General features: G+C 61.7%; 19 protein-coding genes, 1 tRNA gene and 1 pseudogene. 9 read left to right on the top strand and 12 right to left on the bottom strand.

Features of this window, described 5'->3' with window-relative positions; all coding sequences use genetic code 11:
- Positions 1–11: 11 nt before the first annotated feature.
- From HX839_RS27735 to HX839_RS27720, 4 genes are all read right to left on the bottom strand, one after another.
- A complete protein-coding gene (locus HX839_RS27735) occupies positions 12–1,415 on the bottom strand; it encodes a heavy metal sensor histidine kinase (RefSeq protein ID WP_177020529.1) in 1,404 nt (467 codons plus the stop codon).
- Entirely contained in the window at positions 1,412–2,086 is a 675-nt protein-coding gene (locus tag HX839_RS27730) for a heavy metal response regulator transcription factor (protein ID WP_003214417.1), read from the bottom strand. Before HX839_RS27730 ends, HX839_RS27735 begins: the two co-directional genes overlap by 4 nt.
- 219 nt (positions 2,087–2,305) lie before the next feature.
- Positions 2,306–2,491 carry a hypothetical protein gene (locus HX839_RS27725; RefSeq protein WP_008437498.1) on the bottom strand — a complete coding sequence of 62 codons (186 nt, stop codon included), beginning with the start codon at positions 2,489–2,491 and terminating at the stop codon, positions 2,306–2,308.
- Positions 2,492–2,651: 160 nt separating this feature from the next.
- A complete protein-coding gene (locus HX839_RS27720) occupies positions 2,652–3,980 on the bottom strand; it encodes an OprD family porin (protein ID WP_134325732.1) in 1,329 nt (442 codons plus the stop codon).
- A gap of 238 nt (positions 3,981–4,218) precedes the next feature.
- Here HX839_RS27720 and HX839_RS27715 point away from each other — a divergent pair, with 238 nt between their 5' ends.
- From HX839_RS27715 to HX839_RS27705, 4 genes and pseudogenes are all read left to right on the top strand, one after another.
- The gene (locus tag HX839_RS27715) at positions 4,219–4,551 is read left to right on the top strand and encodes a DUF2790 domain-containing protein (RefSeq protein WP_008437494.1); all 333 of its coding nucleotides are present in this window, start codon (positions 4,219–4,221) and stop codon (positions 4,549–4,551) included.
- A gap of 49 nt (positions 4,552–4,600) precedes the next feature.
- A pseudogene (locus HX839_RS31955) lies at positions 4,601–5,434 on the top strand (PAS domain-containing protein); the annotation flags it as partial.
- Between the two features lie 108 nt (positions 5,435–5,542).
- Positions 5,543–5,974 carry a methyl-accepting chemotaxis protein gene (locus tag HX839_RS31950; protein ID WP_371132413.1) on the top strand — a complete coding sequence of 144 codons (432 nt, stop codon included), beginning with the start codon at positions 5,543–5,545 and terminating at the stop codon, positions 5,972–5,974.
- A 54-nt stretch (positions 5,975–6,028) separates the two neighbouring features.
- Entirely contained in the window at positions 6,029–6,604 is a 576-nt protein-coding gene (locus HX839_RS27705) for a flavin reductase family protein (RefSeq protein WP_177068016.1), read from the top strand.
- Positions 6,605–6,768: 164 nt separating this feature from the next.
- Here HX839_RS27705 and HX839_RS27700 read toward each other — a convergent pair whose 3' ends face one another.
- Entirely contained in the window at positions 6,769–7,653 is an 885-nt protein-coding gene (locus HX839_RS27700; RefSeq protein ID WP_177068015.1) for a LysR family transcriptional regulator, read from the bottom strand.
- A gap of 121 nt (positions 7,654–7,774) precedes the next feature.
- Between HX839_RS27700 and HX839_RS27695 the strand changes: the two genes are divergently transcribed.
- Entirely contained in the window at positions 7,775–9,145 is a 1,371-nt protein-coding gene (locus tag HX839_RS27695; protein ID WP_214499967.1) for an MFS transporter, read from the top strand.
- A gap of 121 nt (positions 9,146–9,266) precedes the next feature.
- Here HX839_RS27695 and HX839_RS27690 read toward each other — a convergent pair whose 3' ends face one another.
- Positions 9,267–10,067, bottom strand: coding sequence for an AraC family transcriptional regulator (locus HX839_RS27690; RefSeq protein WP_003214430.1), 801 nt, complete (start codon positions 10,065–10,067; stop codon positions 9,267–9,269).
- A gap of 137 nt (positions 10,068–10,204) precedes the next feature.
- Between HX839_RS27690 and HX839_RS27685 the strand changes: the two genes are divergently transcribed.
- A complete protein-coding gene (locus tag HX839_RS27685) occupies positions 10,205–10,843 on the top strand; it encodes a LysE family translocator (RefSeq protein ID WP_177051842.1) in 639 nt (212 codons plus the stop codon).
- Between the two features lie 43 nt (positions 10,844–10,886).
- A complete protein-coding gene (ddlA, locus tag HX839_RS27680; RefSeq protein WP_102604729.1) occupies positions 10,887–11,981 on the top strand; it encodes a D-alanine--D-alanine ligase in 1,095 nt (364 codons plus the stop codon).
- A gap of 97 nt (positions 11,982–12,078) precedes the next feature.
- Here the strand turns inward: ddlA and HX839_RS27675 are convergent, their stop codons facing one another.
- Both HX839_RS27675 and ggt read right to left on the bottom strand, forming a co-directional pair.
- A complete protein-coding gene (locus tag HX839_RS27675; protein WP_177068014.1) occupies positions 12,079–12,807 on the bottom strand; it encodes a polyphenol oxidase family protein in 729 nt (242 codons plus the stop codon).
- A gap of 23 nt (positions 12,808–12,830) precedes the next feature.
- A complete protein-coding gene (gene ggt / locus HX839_RS27670; protein ID WP_177068013.1) occupies positions 12,831–14,657 on the bottom strand; it encodes a gamma-glutamyltransferase in 1,827 nt (608 codons plus the stop codon).
- A gap of 197 nt (positions 14,658–14,854) precedes the next feature.
- Between ggt and HX839_RS27665 the strand changes: the two genes are divergently transcribed.
- Together HX839_RS27665 and HX839_RS27660 are read left to right on the top strand one after the other, a co-directional pair.
- Positions 14,855–15,745 carry a bifunctional helix-turn-helix transcriptional regulator/GNAT family N-acetyltransferase gene (locus tag HX839_RS27665; protein ID WP_218173695.1) on the top strand — a complete coding sequence of 297 codons (891 nt, stop codon included), beginning with the start codon at positions 14,855–14,857 and terminating at the stop codon, positions 15,743–15,745.
- 165 nt (positions 15,746–15,910) lie between these two features.
- On the top strand, positions 15,911–16,951 hold the full coding sequence (locus HX839_RS27660) for a DMT family transporter (RefSeq protein WP_177068011.1): 1,041 nt from the start codon (positions 15,911–15,913) through the stop codon (positions 16,949–16,951).
- A gap of 81 nt (positions 16,952–17,032) precedes the next feature.
- On the opposite strand, the gene HX839_RS27655 is transcribed toward HX839_RS27660, so the two are convergent.
- From HX839_RS27655 to HX839_RS27640, 4 genes are all read right to left on the bottom strand, one after another.
- Positions 17,033–17,109: transfer RNA gene (locus HX839_RS27655), tRNA-Met, on the bottom strand.
- Positions 17,110–17,378: 269 nt separating this feature from the next.
- A complete protein-coding gene (locus HX839_RS27650) occupies positions 17,379–17,699 on the bottom strand; it encodes a DUF6124 family protein (protein WP_177068010.1) in 321 nt (106 codons plus the stop codon).
- A 481-nt stretch (positions 17,700–18,180) separates the two neighbouring features.
- Positions 18,181–18,492, bottom strand: coding sequence for a DUF6124 family protein (locus HX839_RS27645; RefSeq protein ID WP_371315659.1), 312 nt, complete (start codon positions 18,490–18,492; stop codon positions 18,181–18,183).
- 30 nt (positions 18,493–18,522) lie between these two features.
- Positions 18,523–18,843: a DUF6124 family protein gene (locus tag HX839_RS27640; protein WP_177068009.1), complete on the bottom strand. Its 321-nt coding sequence runs from the start codon at positions 18,841–18,843 to the stop codon at positions 18,523–18,525.
- Between the last annotated feature and the right edge of the window lie 105 nt (positions 18,844–18,948).

Below are 18,948 nucleotides of genomic sequence, written 5' to 3'. Positions count from 1 at the left end.
ACCACAATGGGTTATTGGCAGATAGCGTTGGTATGAAGGGGAAACACCAACCGAAACACAGTGAAATCTCCGGGCTCGCTGCTGACTTCTGCCCGGCCTTGATGCAGGGTCATGATCGACCGCACGATGGCCAGCCCCAGCCCGGTCCCCCCTTCGGAGCGGGCGCGGCTGCTGTCGACGCGGTAGAAACGCTCGAACAGGTTCGGCAGGTGGTGCGCTTCAATCCCCGGGCCCGGGTTGCCCACCGACAGCGAGACTTGCTGCCCGTGGGTTTCCACCTGCAACGACACCGTGGAAGCGTGTGGCGTATGACGGATGGCATTGGACAACAGGTTGGAAATCGCCCGCTGAATCATCAGGCGGTCGCCATGCACCGAGGCATCACCGTGAAGGCTCAGGCTCAGTTGCTTGTCTTCGGCACTCAACGCAAACAGTTCCATCACCCGGCGTGCTTCAGCGGCCAGGGACACGGGCGCAAACGAAACCCGCGCCGCCGGGTGGCTGACCTGTGCCAGGAACAGCATGTCGGAAACGATCCGCGCCAGCCGCTCCATTTCTTCGGTGCTGGATTCCAGCACCGCCTTGTACTCCTCGGGCGGGCGCTCCCGGGACAACGTCACCTGGGCCTTGCCCATCAAGTTGGTCAGTGGCGCGCGCAGTTCATGGGCCAGGTCATCGGAGAACTGCGACAGCTGCTGCACACCGCCATCCAGGCGTTGCAGCATGAAATTGATGCCCTGCGCCAACTCGCCCAACTCGTTGGGCAAGTTATCCACAGCCAGGCGGTGGGTCAGATCCTGTGTGGTGACCTTGGCCGCGACGCGGCTGAACTGTTGCAGCGGTGCGAGCCCGCGTTGCACCACCCACCACGCGCCGATGCCGATCAGCAGCAACAGCAGCGGCAGGGCGATCACCGTGGAACGCAGGTAAGCACTGAGCAATGCCTGATCGTCCATGCGGTCCAGGGACAGCAGCACCCGCACGCGTTCGCCGCTGGACAGGCGCATCAGGCTGGAGGCGCTGAGCACCTGGTTGCCGTTGCTGTCGTCCCAGTTCAGGTAACCGAGGGTCTGGCGTGGTGCGAAGTCGGTCAGCAACGGTTCCTGTGGCTTGGCACCGACGCTCAGCAGCACCGCTTCATCGGGTGCGGTGCCGACGATGGTCAGGTAGAAATTGTCATGCCCCATCACCAGGTCCATCAGCGAATGCGGGCGGGCCTTTATGTCGCGGGTGTCCAGGCCGAGGGCGAGGCTGTGCTGGATCTGCTCCATCTTGCTTTCCAGGCCCTTGCGCGCCAGTTTCTCAAGCTCGTGGGTCAGCGCCAGGTAGGCCAGTGTCGCGAGCAGCACCACCAGGCCCGCGCCCATCAGGCTCACCGTCAGCCCGAGGCGCATCGACAGGCTGCTGGCTTTCATTGGCGGGCCTCCAGCACATAACCCACGCCGCGAATGGTATGGATCAGCTTGACGTCACTCTGGTCGTCGACCTTGGCCCGCAGGCGGCTGATGGAGACCTCCACCACGTTGGTGTCGCAGTCGAAATTCATGTCCCACACCAGGGAAATAATCTGCGTGCGGGTCAGCACTTCGCCGGACTGACGCATCAGCACATGCAGCAGCGCGAACTCCTTGGTGGTCAGGTCAATGCGCCGGGTGCCGCGATAGGCGCGGTGGCGGCGCGGGTCCAGTTCAAGGTCCGACACGCGGAAGACTTCCGGCACCGGTATGTGCTCGCTGCGGCGCAACAGCGTACGCACCCGGGCCAGCAATTCGGGGAATTCGAAGGGTTTGACCAGGTAATCATCGGCGCCCATGTCCAGGCCCTTGATCTTGTCAGTCAGCCGGCCACGGGCTGTGAGCATCATCACCCGTTGGTTGCTGTCGCGGCGCAGTTGCTCAAGCACTTCCCAGCCGTCCTTGGCCGGCAGGTTTACATCGAGAATCACCAGTTCATAAGCGTGTTGCCCGGCCAGGTGCAGGCCGTCCACGCCGCTGGCGGCGCAGTCGACAACGTAACCGCTTTCGGTCAGGCCCTGCTGCAGGTAGGCGGCGGTTTTTTGCTCGTCCTCAACCACAAGGATACGCATGGGGGTTTACCTTTTACTGATAGAGAGAGACTGAAATTCGAATTTTCCGAAGCCTGAAGGCTGAAGTAGCTACAGGGTCAATCAGCCAGTTTGTGACTGGTTGTTGCGTTGCAGAACGGGCGGGCAAAAAAAACGCCCCATCCGGGGCGTTAAAAATTCATCTCTTTCCAAAGGAGCTACACAAAAGCTTCAGAGATGAATGTGCTCGGTGTGCGCCGTTCAGATCGACTGCTTCTGTGCGTCGGCGGGCGCGGTCTCGGCCACGGACTGTTCACCGTGGACCTGTTGCTGTTGCTGGCGGAACTCGGCGAGGAACTGCCGGGAGCGGTCGGCGCCGTCGTCGGCGAATGCGAGGGTGGAAGTGGCGCCGAGAAAACTGATCAATAACAGGTGGGATGGCTTCATGACGTGTCTCCAAATAAGGCGTGTGCCGTTAGTTGTGACCAGTATATGAAGCGCAACTTAACGAGAAGGTGAGGCGCATATTACAGTTCTGACAGGCTTCAATTTGTGAACAGATGTTATTCAACGGCAAATGAATGTAAGCATTTGCCGTTGTGTTCATTTACAGAATTGCCAATGGGTATTCGACAATCAACCGAACTTCTTCCAAGTCCGACTCAAAGGCACTTGAGCGAACGGTCGCCTGGCGCAAACGCAGCGACAGGTCTTTCAAGTTACCGCCCTGCACCACGTACTTCGCCTCGATATCCCGCTCCCAGCGGCGTTGATCGGTCAGCGGGTCGCCGGCCGCGTCACGGCGCATGTACACGCTGTTGGCGTTGCTGTAGTCGGCGCCGGTACCTTTGCCATAGCGGGTCATGAAGGTCAGGCCAGGAATGCCGAAGGCCTGCATGTCGAGGTTATAGGCGAGCATCCACGAGCGTTCCCTGGGCGAGTTGAAGTCGCTGTACTGGATCGAGTTGTTGAGGAAGATCGAGTCCGACATGCGCAGGTAGTCAAAGTCGTCATCGCCGTTGTTGCGCTGGTGCGACAGGGCCAGGCTGTGGGCGCCGACCTTGACCCCGAGCCTGGCGCTCCAGATGTTGTTATCGAACTCGCCAAGGCGTTTCTTGCCCTCGTCCACGGCCTTGTAATAGTTGAAGTCGCCAAACAGCGACACGTCATCGTTCAGCGGGTAGCTGGCGGCGCTGCCGAAGTAGTACTGGTCCCAGGCATCCTTCAGGCGGCTGGTGTACAGGCTGACGCTGAGGTGTTTGTTCACCTGGTAGTCGCCGCCGGCATAGCCGATCCAGGGTGAATCCACCTTGCCCGCATAAAACGTCGCGAAGCCTTTATCCATGCCGCTCTGGGTGGGCTGGCTCATGCCGCTCAAGTGCCCGGCCTGCAAGCTCAAGCCGTCAATGCTGGTGTTTTGCGCGGTGACGCCACGGAAGCTTTCCGGCAACACCCGCGAGTCGCCGTAGGCCACCACCGGGGTCAGCGGGAACACGTCACCGGCCTTGATCACGGTATCCAGCAGGCGCACTTTTACCGCGCCGCCGAGCTTGCTGTAGCCGTCCTCGGGGTGGTTGTCGCTGTCTACCGGCAGTACGCCGAACGAGCCCTTGCCGCCGCTGCGACCGGTGCCGGAGTCGAGTTTCAGGCCATACATCGCAAACGCATCGAGGCCGAAACCCACCGGACCCTGAGTGAATCCGGATTCGAACTTGCCGATAAAACCCTGGGCCCAGGCTTCGGAATAGCCATTGCCGGTGGGGCTCGACTGGCCCTTGCGGTCATCGCGGTTGAAGTAGAAGTTGCGGGCCAGCACGTTCAAGGTGCTGCCTTCGATAAACCCTTCGGGTTTTTCTTCCACGGCCATGCCTGACAGCGGGGTGAGCCCCGCCAGGGCGGCAATCATGGAGAGTGAAAATGTGCGGTTAGTGCTCATGTAGCGCTCCTCGGTAGTGGCAGCTATCAGCTTCTTATCGATGGGGCATTCTTGTTGTGATGGTGCCCGGGCAGATAGTTGCAAACACGAGATAACGGCGAGGTGGCGCACAGATTACAATTTTGGAATTTCAATAAAACATAACGGATAAGTAATCTTTCGGTGAACGTTGCGACAGGCTTGGTTAGTTATTCTTGCTCTGAACTTTTAATTCAATAAGTCAGACGAGGACGCCCTCATGAATACCCTGAAAACCACTGTCGCTGCATTGGCCCTGATCGTTTCCGCCAGCGCGATGGCCGAAGGTGGAGGCGACCGCACCTTCGCCCAATTGATGCAAAACAATGAGCAAGCCATGGCCGCCTACGCCGCCAGAAAGGGCAAGCCCGCGCCCGAGGTGCTGGTGTATCGCTACGGCATGAAGCTGGACATTGCCAGGGTGGTGAATGTCACGCCGCCGATCCGCTCGTGCAGCGCGGTGCCGTCACGCATGACCTACGAAGACTCCACCGGCAAGCTCAACACGCTCCACTACCAAGTGATGGGCATCTGCCGTAACAACGGCAGTTGAGGGGCTGAAAAAATATAGTTGGGCAATGGGCTAAAGCTCTCTTAAGAAAATGCCGGCAGCGCCGATGCAGGTCAGATCCCGCCCTCATTTGCCCACCGGTGCCTCCATGTTCAACACCCGTCTCAAGCAGGAGCTGTCTGCTCTTCGCGAAGAATTATCCAGTTTGCAGCAGGTCAAGGAGAGCCTGGAAAGCGAAATGATGGCCCTGACCCTGGATCCCGAAGGGCGCATCGAGTCCGTCAATGCCATCTTCCTTCAAGAGATGGCTTACCAGGCAAGCCAGCTGCAAGGCCGCCTGATCGAGGATCTGGTGCCGGCGCACGTCAAGCACGACACCTTTCAACTGCGCTTCACGAACGCCCTGGTGCGTGGCGAACACTTCGCCGGTTCCGTACGCCTGATGCGCGGCAACGGCAATGAGGCGTGGCTGCGCTCCATCGTGCAACCGGTGCGTGGCAGTGACGGGCGTATCAAGCATATTTCGATGTACTCCAGCGACCTGACCCGCACTATCGAGGCGTCCCGCGAGCACGAAAACCTGATCACCGCGCTGGTGCGTTCCACGGCAGTGATCGAGTTCGACCTCAACGGTAATGTGCTGACGGCCAACGACCGTTTCCTCAACGGCATGGGTTACAGCCTGGCGCAGATCCAGGGCAAACATCACCGGATATTCTGTGAGCCGCAGGATGCCGGCAGCGTCGAGTACCAGCAGTTCTGGAAGCGCCTGAACGCCGGTGAATTCGTCGCGGGCCGCTTCAAGCGAGTGGACAGCCACGGGCGGGTGGTGTGGCTGGAGGCTTCGTATAACCCGGTGCTCGACGCCAACGAGCGGCTGTACAAAGTGGTCAAGTTTGCCACGGTGATCACCGACCAGGTCAACCAGGAACAGGCCGTGGCCGACGCGGCCAACATCGCCTACAGCACCTCGCTGCACACCGACAGCAGCGCCCAGCGCGGCACCACCGTGGTCACCCAGGCGGTGGAGGTGATGCGCGACCTGGCCAAGCACATGGAGCAGGCGGGTGAGGGCATTGAAGCGCTGAACGCCCAGTCCCAGGTGATTGGCAGCATCGTCAAGACCATCAGCGGCATCGCCGAGCAGACCAACCTGCTGGCGCTCAACGCCGCCATCGAAGCCGCCCGTGCCGGTGAGCAAGGCCGTGGTTTTGCGGTGGTGGCCGATGAGGTTCGGCAACTGGCGTCGCGTACCAGCAAGGCCACCGAGGAAATCGTCGGCGTGGTGCGCCAGAACCAGGACATGGCCCGCGATGCAGTGGCGCTGATGACCGATGGCCGCCTGCAGGCCGAGCAAGGGCTGGCATTGGCGGCCGAGGCGGGCACGGTGATCGTCGAGATCCAGGACGGCGCCCAGAAAGTGGTCAGCGCTGTAGGGCAATTCGCCAATCAACTGAGCAGCTAGTCACCCGGGCTCATGCTTGAGGTATCGTAGGTTTTTTTTCCGAGCCTTTCGTCCATGAGCCCTAACCATCGCCGTCCCGTCCCGCTGTCCAAGGCCTACCGCTTGCTCAACCACGGCCCGACCGTACTGGTCAGCGCCGCGCACAACGGCCGGCGCAACATCATGGCCGCGGCATGGGCGATGCCGCTGGATTTCGAGCCGCCCAAAGTCGCCGTCGTGCTGGATAAGGCCACCTGGACCCGGCAACTGCTCGAAGGCGCCGGCACTTTCGTGCTCAACGTACCGTGTGCGGCCCAGGCCGATATCGTGCAGACCGTGGGCAACACCACCGGCAGCGAGACCGACAAGTTCGCCGCATATGACTTGCAGACGTTCAGCGGCGAACACACCGAAGCGCCGATGCTTGAAGGCTGCGTGGCGTGGCTGGAATGCCGCTTGCTGCCGGAACCGCATAACCAGCAGACCTACGATCTGTTCCTCGCCGAAGTGGTGGCCGCCCAGGCTGATGAGCGCGTATTCAGCGACGGTCGCTGGCATTTCGAAGGGCAGGATGCGCTGCGTACCTTGCACCATGTGGCGGGCGGGCATTTCCTGACGATTGGTGAGCCGATTGATGGGCGACAGCTTTAAGCCCAGTGCCAATTCTTCCGGTAAAGCCTGGTTTTGTGGCGAGGGAGCTTGCTCCCGCTGGAGCGCGAAGCGGTCCCATTGTTTCCTGCCAATACACTTGGTCGGTAGATATACGACTGCTGCGCAGCCGAGCGGGAGCAAGCTCCCTCGCCACAAAGGTTGTGCTACCACTGCGCCTTGCTGAGCGCCTCGGCAAACGCCATCAACTTCGGCGAGTACTGCCGCGATGGCGGATACACCAGCGATATCGCCCGACTGCGCCCGGCAAAGTCCTCCAGCAAGGGCACCAGGCGCCCGGCCGCCAGATCTTCCCGCACCGCAAAGTCCATCACCTGGGCGATGCCGAATCCGCCCAGCGCGCCGTCCACCAGCGCATCGCCGATATCAAAGATCAACCGCCCCTCGACACTCACGTCCTGCACCTTGCCATCGAGCATGAACTGCCAGTCCACCAGCCGGCTGGTGCGCAGGTTGCGCACGGTCAGGCAATTATGGTCCTGGAGTTCATCGACGGTCTGCGGCGTACCAAAACGCGCGAGATAAGCCGGGGCGGCGACGGTGACCCAGCGCAGCGGTGGCAGTGCCCGGGCGATCAGGCGTTGGTCCTGGATGTCGCCGGTGCGCAGCAAGGCGTCAAAGCCTTCGTCGACGATGTCCACCAGGCGGTCGGTCATTACCGCTTCAATGCGCAGCTCGGAGTATTGCAGGGTCAGCTCGCCGATCACCGGCATCACCACCTTGCGGCCAAACAACGAGGGCGTGCTGATCTTCAGCAAACCGGACGGTGAGGCACGGCGGTCGAGCATTTGCCGCTCGGCTTCGGCCAGTTCAGCCAGCAGCGGCGCGCTGCGTTCATACAGCATCTGCCCGTCGGGCGTGAGGCTGACGCTGCGGGTGTTGCGTTGCAGCAGGCGCACACCCAGCTGGTTTTCCAGTCGGGAAATGGCCCGGGACAAGCCCGATTGGGTCAGCCCCAGGTCTCCGGCGGCGCGAGTGAAACTGCGGGTTTCGGCGACGCGCACCAGCAGGCGAACAGCATTCAGATCCATGATTAAAGTCATTACTGAAAGAGTGATAGGGGTATTTATCATCTGTTGGGCATGAAAGAAACTGGCGCCTCTCATTTTCAGGCAGGACACTGTGATGTCTTCTTCTCGACCCTCTGGCTGGATGCTGTTGCTGCTGGCAACCGCGCAACTGATCATCGCCCTCGACGCGACCATCGTGTTTGTCGCGCTGCCGCAAATCGGCAGCCACCTGGGTTTTTCTGCCCAGCAATTGCAGTGGGTGGTCAGTGCCTACAGCGTGGCGTTTGGTGGCTTCCTGTTGCTGGGCGGTCGGGCGGCGGACCTGTTGGGCAAGCGGCGCTTGTACATGCTTGGCCAGTCGCTGTACGCGCTGTCTTCCCTGGCGGCGGTGCTCGGTGGCAGCGCCTTGCTGCTGGTGCTGGCGCGGGCGGTGCAGGGTGTGGGTGGGGCGCTGTTGTTCCCGGCCACGCTGGCGCTGATCAACACCCACTACGCCGAAGGGCCCGCGCGTAATCGGGCGTTTGCCGTGTGGAGCGCGGCGTCTGCGGCGGGCCTGGCATTGGGCGCGTTGCTCGGCGGCGTGCTGACCCAGGCCTGGGGCTGGGAAGCGGTGTTCCTGGTGAACGTGCCATTGGCCGGTGCCTGTGCCCTGGCGGCGCGCTACTGGATTCCCGCCGATGGCGAGCGGGCCCGCGGGCGCAACTTTGATATCAGCGGTGCGTTGACCGTGACGCTGGGCGGCACCTTGCTGGTGTTCTCCCTGGTGCAGGGGCCGGAGTGGGGCTGGGCGGCGCCGTCGACCCTGGGCTGCATGGCCCTGGCGTTGGTGCTGCTCGGGTTGTTTGGGTGGATCGAACACCGGGGCCGTGATCCGTTGATGCCGCTTCGCTTGTTGGGCTATCGCGAGTTGCGCATGGCCATGGTGTTGACGGCGGTGTTCATGAGCAGCTTTGGCGTGCAGTACTACTTTCTGGCGGTGTACTACCAGCAGGTCTACGGCTACAGCGTGTTGCAGGCGGGGTTGGCGTTTTTGCCGGCGACGCTGGTGTGCACCGCGGGTATCTGGCTGGCGGAGCGTTCATTGGCGCGGCTGGGGTTGCGCAACACCCTGGTCAGCGGCCAGTTGGCGGGCGCGGTGGGTATCGCTTTGGTATGTGTGGCGTTGCCGACGGGGGCGGGGTTCTGGTCGTTGCTGCCGGGGATTTTCATCCTGAGTATTGGCCAGGGCATGACCTGGACGGCGATGTGGGTGGCCGCCGGGCTGGGCATCCGGCCGGGCGAGCAGGGCGTGGCGGCAGGCATGGCGTCCACCAGCCAGCAGATTGGCGGTGCGTTGGGGCTGGCGTTGCTGGTGTCGTTGGCGAATGCCGGAGGGTCGACGGGCGCGGCGCAGGCGGGCGGGATTGAACTGGCGTTGTGGTGGAGCGCGGCGATTGCCCTGGCAGGTGCGGTGCTGGCGTTGGCCCTTAAAGAACGAGCGCCAGCGTCGAATACGATTTCGGCAGCGACATAGTTCAACTGTAGGAGCTGGCTTGCCTGCGATAGCGGAGTGTCAGCCAACAATTTATTAACTGATCCACCGCTATCGCAGGCAAGCCAGCTCCTACAGGTTGATCGCATTTCAAGGCGGGATTTCAGCGCCCGAGCATCTTCACCCAGCGCGACGGCGGCATGCCGAAAGTGCTGCGGAACTGGCGGGTCATGTGGCTCTGGTCGGTGAAGCCGGCGGTCAGTGCCGCATCTACCAATGACTGGCCCTGGCCCAGCAGGCTGCGCACCAGGTCCAGGCGGCGCATGGTCAGGTAGCGATAGGGGCTGGTGCCGAACAACAAACGAAAATCCCGCGACAACGCCCAGCGGTCGCGGTTGGCGTATTCCGCCATTTCATCGAGGGTAATCGGCCGGCCCAGGGCACTGTGGATAAATTCCCGTGCGCGCTCGGCGGCCCGGTAGTCGAAGGTCTTGCGATTGACCGTGATGCCCGACGCGTTATTCAGCGCCTGGGCCAAGTCAAACATCGCGTCCTGTTCCTGCAGCGGGTCAATCGGGCAATCCAGGCTTTGCAGCAACACTTCACTGGCGCGGTACAGCCACGGGTCGCTGGACAATCCGCCGGGGATGAACGGTAACGGCTTGCCGCCGAGCACCTGCTGGATCAGCGCCGGCTCCACGTAAATCATCCGGTATTTGAAACCTTCCTCGCTGCCGGCCCAGCCGTCATGCACTTCATCGGGATGGATCACCATGGTCCGCCCCGGCAGGCTGTGGGTCATGCCGCCGCGATAATGAAAACTCTGCACACCGAACAGGGTACGGCCGATGGCATAGGTGTCGTGGCGATGGGGGTCGAAGCCAAACCCGGCAAAATACGCCTCGATGCGCTCCAGGCCACTGGCGTGGGGCGCGCGGTGCAGCCAGTCGATATTGGTCGCCATGATGAGTTGTCGCGCAAAGAGATGGAAATACGGTAACCCAGTCTGAATCCGCTGTCTGCCGGGGTCTTGTACGATTGTGCAGGGCGGGTACCGGGCATATGATCCTTATTCCTGCACTGCCCTCGGCGGAATCCCACATGGAATTGTTCAATCCGGCCTACGCGGCTCCTCTGGTCTCGCTGGCCCTGCTCTGGACCGTCGCGGTCGTCACGCCCGGCCCGAACTTCTTCAACACCGCGCAACTGGCCGCCAGTTGTTCACGCCGCCATGGCGTGGTGGCGTCGGCTGGCGTGGCCACCGGCACGGTGATCTGGGGGCTGGCGGGTGGGCTGGGGATCAAGTCGCTGTTCACCGCAGCACCCATGTTGTACCTGGCGTTCAAGATCATCGGCGGCTGCTACCTGATTTACCTGGGCTTGAAACTGTTCCGGCGCTCGGCACCGTCGATGGCCCAGAACCTGTTGCCCGACGAACCTCGGCGTTCACTGTTCTCCGCCTGGCGCCTGGGTTTGCTGGGCAACCTGTCCAACCCCAAGGCGGCGCTGTTCGTCGCGACGATCTTTGCATCCACCATGCCGCAGTCACCGTCGCCGACGCTGCTGACCCTGGCCGTGATCACCATGGCGACCTTGTCATTCAGTTGGTACTCCTGCGTGGCGCTGGTGTTTTCCAGTGAGCGGATGGCCAACGTCTATGCCCGCTCGCGCAAGTGGCTGGACCGGTTTGCCGGTGGTTGTTACGTACTGTTCGGGGCCACGCTGGTAGCGAATCGCTGACGGCTCATGGTAAGAAGCCTTACTTTCAAACGTGAGGCCGATCATGAGCAAGCTGCGGGTAGGGATTATTTTTGGTGGCCGTTCGGCCGAGCACGAAGTGTCGCTGCAATCGGCGCGCAACATCGTCGATGCACTGGACCGTTCGCGCTTTGAGCCGATCCTGATCGGCATTGACAAGGCCGGCCACTGGCACCTCAACGACACCTCGGGCTTTCTGCTCAACGAAGAAAACCCGGCGCTGATCGCCCTCAATCAATCCAATCGTGAACTGGCCGTGGTGCCGGGCAAGGCCAGCCAGCAACTGGTGGAAACCGCCAGCCAGGCCTCGTTGGAACATGTCGATGTGATCTTCCCGATCGTCCACGGCACCCTCGGCGAAGACGGCTGCCTGCAAGGCCTGCTGCGCATGGCCGACTTGCCGTTTGTCGGCTCCGACGTGCTGGGCTCGGCCGTGTGCATGGACAAGGACATCAGCAAACGCCTGCTGCGCGATGCCGGGATTGCCGTGACACCGTTCATTACCCTCAACCGTCGCACGGCGGCGCGAACCACCTTCGAACAAGCCCGGCAGAAACTCGGAGTGCCGATGTTCGTGAAACCGGCGAACCAGGGTTCGTCCGTGGGTGTGAGCAAGGTGGGCAGCGAGGCTGAATATCATGCCGCCGTAGAACTGGCCCTCGGGTTTGATGAGAAGGTGTTGGTGGAGTCGGCGGTCAAAGGCCGGGAAATCGAATGCGCCGTGTTGGGTAACGAGAATCCCATCGCCAGCGGCTGTGGCGAGATCGTGGTGCGGGACGGGTTCTATTCCTACGACAGCAAATACATCGATGACCAGGCAGCCCAGGTGGTGGTGCCGGCGGATATCAGCGTTGAAGACAGCGAGCGTATTCGTGCGTTGGCTATCGAAGCGTTTGAAACCCTGGGCTGTGCCGGGCTGGCGCGGGTGGATGTGTTTCTGACGGATGAGGGGGAGGTGCTGATCAACGAGATCAACTCGTTGCCGGGCTTTACGCGCATCAGCATGTACCCGAAATTGTGGCAGGCGGCTGGCATGAGCTACAGCGAGCTGGTGAGCCGGTTGATCGAGCTGGCGCTGGAGCGGCATGCGGGGCGTAAGGGGTTGAAGATCAGCCGCTAAAGATCAAATGTGGGAGCTGGCTTGCCTGCGATAGCGGTGGATCAGTGAATAAAATATTGACTGACACTCCGTCATCGCAGGCAAGCCAGCTCCCACACTAGATTTGCGCAGTCCTGGAAATCCACGAATACAGCAACGTCTTGCGCTCCGTACTGTCATGGGTCCTTCGGCGGTAACTCGCAAACGCCGGCGAGGTGCAATACGTACACACCTCGCTCACCTCAACCTGCTCAGGTTTTATCCCTGCCGCCTCCAGCAAGATCAGCGCATACCGGCCCAAATCAAACCACGCACTCAACGCCTGCCTGGGGGCTGGCGGCTGAATCTGCGGTGCCAACAACGGCCCCGGCTGCTCAAACGTCCACGGCGCATTTCCATCCCGCCACAAATGCCCCTGGCTCGCCTGCAACTGCGCCACAAACTCGCCACTCACCTCATAACAACACGGCTTGATCGACGGCCCGATCGCAATCCGCAACTGGTCCAACGCCACTCCCTCGGCGGCAAACCGTTGCATGGCATTGGCGATGATCCCGCCTTGCAGCCCCTTCCAGCCGCCATGAATCGCCGCGACAAAATCCCCGCTCTCCGAGGCCATCAGCAACGGTAGGCAATCGGCGGTGATCACCGCAATCGGCTGCACATCCCGGCTGAAAACCCCGTCAGCCTCCACCGTATTGGGCGTAAGCTCCGGGTGCCATTCAATGGTCGTGGCGCTGTGCACCTGCTTGCAGATGAACACCTCGTCGGGCCGCAATGGATCGTCAATCGTACAAAACCCATGGTCGACGCCAGCCAGGGCGCCGAGGTTATTTGCCTTGTGCACGCGCAGCTCTCCAGTGAGTCAATTCAATCCCCCAGCGCTTCGCCTTCACGGCGTGGATCAGCCCCGCCGACCAACGACGCCTTGCCCTGCGCATCGCGCACCCTGACGATCGCCTGGGCGCCGCTGGTCATGTCGATTTCGCTCAGGGCGTGGCCCTTGTCCTTGAGCGCCTGTTTCAGCTGAGCACTGAACAACCCGGCTTCCAGCTCGGTCGCGCCGTTGCGGCTGCCGAAGTTGGGCAGGCCGACGGCCGCTTGCGGGTCGAGGTTCCAGTCGAGCATGGCCACCAGGGATTTGCTCACATATTCGATGATCTGCGAACCGCCCGGCGAACCCACCGTGGCCACCCACTCACCGCTCTGGCGATCAAACACCAGGGTCGGTGCCATCGACGAACGCGGGCGCTTGCCCGGCTCGATCCGGTTGGCCACCGGCTGGCCGTTCTCTTCGGGGATGAAGGAGAAGTCGGTCATCTGGTTATTCAGCAAAAAGCCCTGGACCATTACATGGGAACCGAATGCGGACTCCACCGTGGTGGTCATCGACACCGCGCCACCCACGTCATCCACCGCCACCACTTGCGAGGTGGAAATGCGCAACGGCGAGCGATCCGGCGCGTAGGCCACTTCAATTCCCGCAGGCTTGCCCGGCTTGGCGACGCCCATGCTGCGCTCACCGATCAATGCGGCCCGCCCGGCCAGATAGTCCGGCGCGACCAGCCCGGCCACCGGCACCGGCACGTAGTCGGAATCCGCCACGTACTGGGCGCGGTCGGCATAGGCCAGGCGGTCGGCCTCGGCGATCAGATGCACCGCTTCAGGCACCGGTTCCAGGCCGGCCGGGGAGTCGCTCTTCACCGGCTTCAACAGCCCAAGCGTCATACGCGGGTCGCGGGTTTCCAGGGCCTGCAACGTGCCGAGGATCTGCGCAATGGCGATCCCGCCCGACGACGGCGGCGGCATGCCGCAGACTTTCCAGCGTTTGTAGTCGGTGCACAACGGCGCCCGCTCAACTGCGCTGTAGCCCTTGAGGTCGGTCAGCGTCAGGCTGCCGGCGTTACTGTTGCCTTGCACCTTGCGGGTGATTTCGTCGGCAATCGGGCCGTAGTACAGCGCGTCCGGCCCTTCCTTGGCGATGCGCTTGAACACGTTGGCCAGCGCCGGGTTTTTCAGCAGCGTACCGGTGGCCTTCGGGCTGCCGTCGGCATTCAGGAAGTACGCGGTCATTTCCGGCGAGCGGCTGATGTAGCGGTCAGCGGCAATCAGGCTGTGCAGGCGCGCAGAGATCGGGAAACCCTCTTCGGCCAGGCGAATGGCCGGCTCAAACAGTTTGGCCCATTGCAGGTGGCCGGTCTTTTTATGGGCCATTTCCAGGGCACGCAACACCCCCGGGGTGGCCACCGAACGCCCGCCAATCTGCGCCTGCGGGAACGACATCGGCGTGCCATCGGCGTTGAGGAACAACCGCTCGGTAGCGCCCGCCGGTGCGGTTTCGCGACCGTCGTAGGCGTGCACCTGCTTGCCGTCCCACAGCATGATGAACGCGCCGCCGCCGATCCCGGAGGACTGCGGCTCCACCAGGGTCAGCACGGCCTGCATGGCAATCGCGGCGTCGATGGCCGAGCCGCCCTTGCGCAATATCTCGCGCCCGGCTTCGGCGGCCAGCGGGTTGGCGGCGGCGGCCATGTGGCGCTCGGCGTGGCGGGGGCTCATGTCGGTGCGATAGCCCGAGCCGAGCTCCGGGGCGGGCGGCAGTTCCGGCGCGGTGGCGCTGTGGCAGGCGGCGAGGGTGAGGGCGGCGGTGATCAGCGAGAGGGTGAAAAGGCGTTGGCGGTGAAAAATCGAAAACACGCGATGACTCCGTTCATTTGAGAATGATCTGTTGTCCGTGGGGAGGGAATGTACCTCAGTGGTTTGCAGGTTGGGAGATTGATCTGTATTTGGTTGTGCGGTACAACTATGTCCCTCGTCATTCGGGCAAGAGGTTTCCCCCCGTGAACCGTTCCAAGCCAGACCTTATCGATCAGATCCGCTGTGCCTCGCGTCTTATGGTGCGAGAGCTGGGCTTCATGCAGCCGAAGTTGGCGGCCAGCAGTTACCCACCGTCATCGGTGCACACGATTGTTGAAATCGGCGAGCATGGCGCGCTGACAGCGGCTGAACTGGTCATGTTGCTGGGGCTGGAAAAGTCGTCGGTGAGCCGCATGGTGCGCAAGCTGGTCGAGGCGGGCGAGCTGGAAGAGTTTGCCAACGAGGACGATGCCCGTTCGAAAAAGCTGCGGCTCACCACACGAGGCCAGAAGACGTTACGCGACATCGAAACGTTTGCCCGGCGCCAGGTGGGCGAGGCGATTGGCGACTTGTCCAGCGAACAGCAACAGGCCGTCAGCCGTGGGCTCGATCAATACGCCGCAGCCCTGCAAACCCAACGTACTGGCGCCCGGCAGTCGAGGTACTACCGCATTGCCCATGGCTACCGGCCAGGCATCATCGGGCGTATCGCGCAGATGCACGCCGAGTACTACGCCCAGCATGCGAATTTTGGCCAGCCGTTTGAAAGCCTGGTGGCGGCGGACATGGCCGAGTTGATGGGGCGCCTGGCCAACCCGCGCAACCAAGTCTGGGCAGTGCTGGACGCAGAGCAGATCGTCGGTTCGATCGCGATTGATGGCGAGGGCGAAAACGGCGAGGCGATCCTGCGCTGCTTCATCCTCGACCCGTCTGCCCACGGCCAGGGCTTGGGTAAACGGTTGTTGCAAGAGGCGCTGGATTTCTGTGACGGGCACCGGTTCCCGGCGGTGCGGTTATGGACGTTCAAGGGCCTGGATGTGGCGCGCAAGCTCTATGAAAACGCGGGCTTTGTGCTGGAGTCGGAACAGGAGGGGCAGCAGTGGGGCAAGTCGGTGGTGGAGCAGTGTTTTGTGCGGCAAGGGGTTTGACATACAGCGCCCCAGTAAGAGGCGCTCAGTGCTGATGCCGGTAGCGGGGAATGTTATGCGTCACCTTCTTGTGGTTCGCCAGCCAGGCTGGCATTCACATAATTCTTACCCGGGCACGGCTATGATGCTCGTCCTTATGCAATAAGCCTGACAGGGCGATCCATTATGAATGTTAGCGTTCTCTACGCGTTGGCGGCGGCGGCGTTGTTCGGCGCCAGCACTCCGCTTGCCAAGCTCCTGGGGGTGGATACGCCGCCCATCCTGTTGGCCGGGCTGCTCTATCTGGGCAGCGGCCTGGGCCTGGCCATCGTTCGGTTTGCTCGCGACCACGGCTGGAAACGGCCCGGGCTTGCAGCCGGAGAGTGGCCCTGGTTGGTGGGCGCGATTGTCTTTGGGGGCGTGCTTGCGCCTGTGGCGCTCATGTATGGCCTCACCCGTACCGCGGGCGCCACCGCATCGCTGATGCTCAATCTTGAGTCGGTGCTCACGGCCGTGCTGGCGTGGGTCGTGTTCAAAGAGAACGCAGATCGCCGCATCGTGATCGGCATGATCGCTATTGTTCTGGGCGGGATCGTTTTGTCATGGCCGCACGGGACAGCGACGGCTCATGATTGGACGGGGCCGCTGGCCGTGGCGTTCGCCTGTTTTTGTTGGGCCATCGACAATAACCTGACCCGTAAGGTCTCTGCCTCGGATGCGCTGTTTATCGCCGGCAGCAAAGGCTTGGCGGCGGGTGTGGTCAATTGCTGTTTGGCGTTGGCCATCGGGTCGCAACTGCCAGCGGTGGCCACGCTCGGGTCAACCATGGTGGTTGGGCTGCTTGGGTATGGCGTGAGTCTGGTGCTGTTTGTGCTCGCTCTGCGCGGGCTTGGCAGTGCGCGCACCGGCGCCTATTTTTCCACGGCTCCTTTCCTGGGCGCGGTCATCTCGATTCTGATCCTGGGCGAGTCGGTTTCGCTGATGTTCTTGCTCGCGGCCGCCTTGATGGCCATCGGGGTGTGGATTCATCTGATGGAACATCATGCGCACGAGCATCAGCACGATCCCCTCACACACGGTCATCGCCATGCACACGATGAGCACCACCAGCATGTGCATAACTTTGCGTGGGACGGTACCGAGCCACATAGTCATGCCCATGAGCACGCACCGATCCAGCACAGTCATGCGCATTTTCCCGATGTACACCATCGGCATAAACACTGACGTCTGTGGGGCAATAGGGCGGTTTACTTTTCTGCAGGCATAAAAAAACGGCCTACCTTTCGGTAAGCCGTTTTTAGTACTTGGTGGCTACACAGGGACTTGAACCCCGGACCCCAGCATTATGAATGCTATGCTCTAACCAACTGAGCTATGTAGCCAAGTGGCGCGCATTATTCGCGGAGAACGGGAATGCGTCAAGCGCTTTTTTTGAAAATTTATCTACGCTATCAACTGTTTAACGGGAAACACCGGGTTTGGTGACGAGCGGTTGGGGTTTGCGCAGGTCCCAAGGCAGCGAAGATCAAAAGGTGGGAGAGGGCTTGCTCGCGAATGCGGTGTGTCAGTCAGCAGAGGTATTGGCTGGTCCACCGCCTTCGCGAGCAAGCCCGCTCCCACATTTGATCTGCGGTGTTCTGGCGTTCGCGCGTCAGGTTTTGCGCGGGTGCAGGCACTCTATCGAGCGGTCGACCATGGCCTTGGCGATTTCCAGCAGGTGCCACACGGCGAGCACTTTGGCGCGCTCGGGGCTTTGCAGTTGTTCGCCACAGTCGAGCGCGGTGGCTGAGGCGCTGTGCAGCAGGTCGGCGGTGTAGAGCAGGGAGTCTTCGAAGCTGATTTCGTCGCTGATGGCGTAGAAGTTTGTCGAGGGTTGCGGCGGGTCGGTGGGTAAGTAGTGGTCGAGCGCTCGGTTGAAGGCGGCGCGGTCTTTGGCTTGGTCACGGGGTGGATCGGGGACAATTTTAAACATGGCATAGCTCCTGATTAACTTGGAGCCGTACCGTTCGCGACTAAACGAAGGGTGGCGGCTGTACGCAGGTTAGTCGACCGGCTAATCAGGAAAACCCGGCGCACCCGAAGGTGCCCTGCGCACAGCCACCATGAGACCTCATGAAAGCATGCGCCTGATATAAGTCCGGGCGACTAAACCCGATCACTGAAAACCAGCGACGGACCGAAGACTAGCCACCGACTCCCCCAGGCACAAGGCCGAAAGATTCTCTAGGAAACGTCCCGCAAATTAAAGGGATTCATCTTGCTGGCTCTTTACAAACCATTTAGCGCCATGCGCCAGGGGGCAGTTCAGAGCGTAGGAACGATCAAGATCAAAAGGTGGGAGCGGGCTTGCTCGCGAATGCGGTGTGTCAGTCAGCAGAGGTATTGGCTGGTCCACCGCATTCGCGAGCAAGCCCGCTCCCACATTTGATCTACTGTGTTCTGGCGTTCGTGCGTCAGGTTTTGCGCGGGTGCAGGCACTCTATCGAGCGGTCGACCATGGCTTTGGCCATTTCCAGCAGGTGCCACACGGCAAGCACTTTGGCGCGCTCGGGGCTTTGCAGTTGTTCGCCACAGTCGAGCGCGGTGGCCGAGGCGCTGTGCAGCAGGTCGGCGGTGTAGAGCAGGGAGTCTTCGAAGTTGATTTCGTCGCTGATGGCGTAGAAGTTGATCGTTCCCACGCTCCGCGTGGGAATGCCGCTTCGGACGCTCCGCGTCCCGCGGTCGACGCTATGTGCCAGGGTGACGCGGAGCGTCACGGGATGCATTCCCACGCAGAGCGTGGGAACGATCAGTCGTCAGGTTTTGCGCGGGTGCAGGCACTCTATCGAGCGATCCACCATGGCTTTGGCCATTTCCAGCAGGTGCCACACGGCAAGCACTTTGGCACGCTCGGGGCTTTGCAGTTGTTCGCCACAGTCGAGCGCGGTGGCCGAGGCGCTGTGCAGCAGGTCGGCAGTGAAGAGCAGGGAGTCTTCGAAGCTGATTTCGTCGCTGATGGCGTAGAAGTTTGTCGAGGGTTGCGGCGGGTCGGTGGGCAAGTAGTGGTCGAGCGCTCGGGTGAAGGCGGCGCGGTCTTTGGCTTGGTCACGGGGTGGGTCGGGGACGATCTTGAACATGGTGTAGCTCCTATTGACCTGAAGAAGCTGCCACCGTCGCTGCTAAACGAGAAGGGTGGCGGCTGTACGCGGGTTAGCAGACCAGTCAATAGGAAAACCGGCGCA

It is taken from the genome of Pseudomonas sp. I8001 (assembly GCF_013385345.1).
In the GTDB taxonomy this organism is placed as follows: Bacteria; Pseudomonadota; Gammaproteobacteria; order Pseudomonadales; family Pseudomonadaceae; genus Aquipseudomonas.
The sequence above is the reverse complement of the archived record's forward strand: the minus strand, read 5'-3'. Positions and strand labels throughout refer to the sequence as shown.

Coding starts and splice junctions, on each gene's coding strand:
- HX839_RS27735 (WP_177020529.1), bottom strand. CDS start 1,415: ATGAAAGCCAGCAGCCTGTCGATGCGCCTCGGGCTGACGGTGAGCCTG.
- HX839_RS27730 (WP_003214417.1), bottom strand. CDS start 2,086: ATGCGTATCCTTGTGGTTGAGGACGAGCAAAAAACCGCCGCCTACCTG.
- HX839_RS27725 (WP_008437498.1), bottom strand. CDS start 2,491: ATGAAGCCATCCCACCTGTTATTGATCAGTTTTCTCGGCGCCACTTCC.
- HX839_RS27720 (WP_134325732.1), bottom strand. CDS start 3,980: ATGAGCACTAACCGCACATTTTCACTCTCCATGATTGCCGCCCTGGCG.
- HX839_RS27715 (WP_008437494.1), top strand. CDS start 4,219: ATGAATACCCTGAAAACCACTGTCGCTGCATTGGCCCTGATCGTTTCC.
- HX839_RS31950 (WP_371132413.1), top strand. CDS start 5,543: ATGCGCGACCTGGCCAAGCACATGGAGCAGGCGGGTGAGGGCATTGAA.
- HX839_RS27705 (WP_177068016.1), top strand. CDS start 6,029: ATGAGCCCTAACCATCGCCGTCCCGTCCCGCTGTCCAAGGCCTACCGC.
- HX839_RS27700 (WP_177068015.1), bottom strand. CDS start 7,653: ATGGATCTGAATGCTGTTCGCCTGCTGGTGCGCGTCGCCGAAACCCGC.
- HX839_RS27695 (WP_214499967.1), top strand. CDS start 7,775: ATGCTGTTGCTGCTGGCAACCGCGCAACTGATCATCGCCCTCGACGCG.
- HX839_RS27690 (WP_003214430.1), bottom strand. CDS start 10,067: ATGGCGACCAATATCGACTGGCTGCACCGCGCGCCCCACGCCAGTGGC.
- HX839_RS27685 (WP_177051842.1), top strand. CDS start 10,205: ATGGAATTGTTCAATCCGGCCTACGCGGCTCCTCTGGTCTCGCTGGCC.
- ddlA (WP_102604729.1), top strand. CDS start 10,887: ATGAGCAAGCTGCGGGTAGGGATTATTTTTGGTGGCCGTTCGGCCGAG.
- HX839_RS27665 (WP_218173695.1), top strand. CDS start 14,855: ATGGTGCGAGAGCTGGGCTTCATGCAGCCGAAGTTGGCGGCCAGCAGT.
- HX839_RS27660 (WP_177068011.1), top strand. CDS start 15,911: ATGAATGTTAGCGTTCTCTACGCGTTGGCGGCGGCGGCGTTGTTCGGC.
- HX839_RS27650 (WP_177068010.1), bottom strand. CDS start 17,699: ATGTTTAAAATTGTCCCCGATCCACCCCGTGACCAAGCCAAAGACCGC.
- HX839_RS27645 (WP_371315659.1), bottom strand. CDS start 18,492: ATGCATCCCGTGACGCTCCGCGTCACCCTGGCACATAGCGTCGACCGC.
- HX839_RS27640 (WP_177068009.1), bottom strand. CDS start 18,843: ATGTTCAAGATCGTCCCCGACCCACCCCGTGACCAAGCCAAAGACCGC.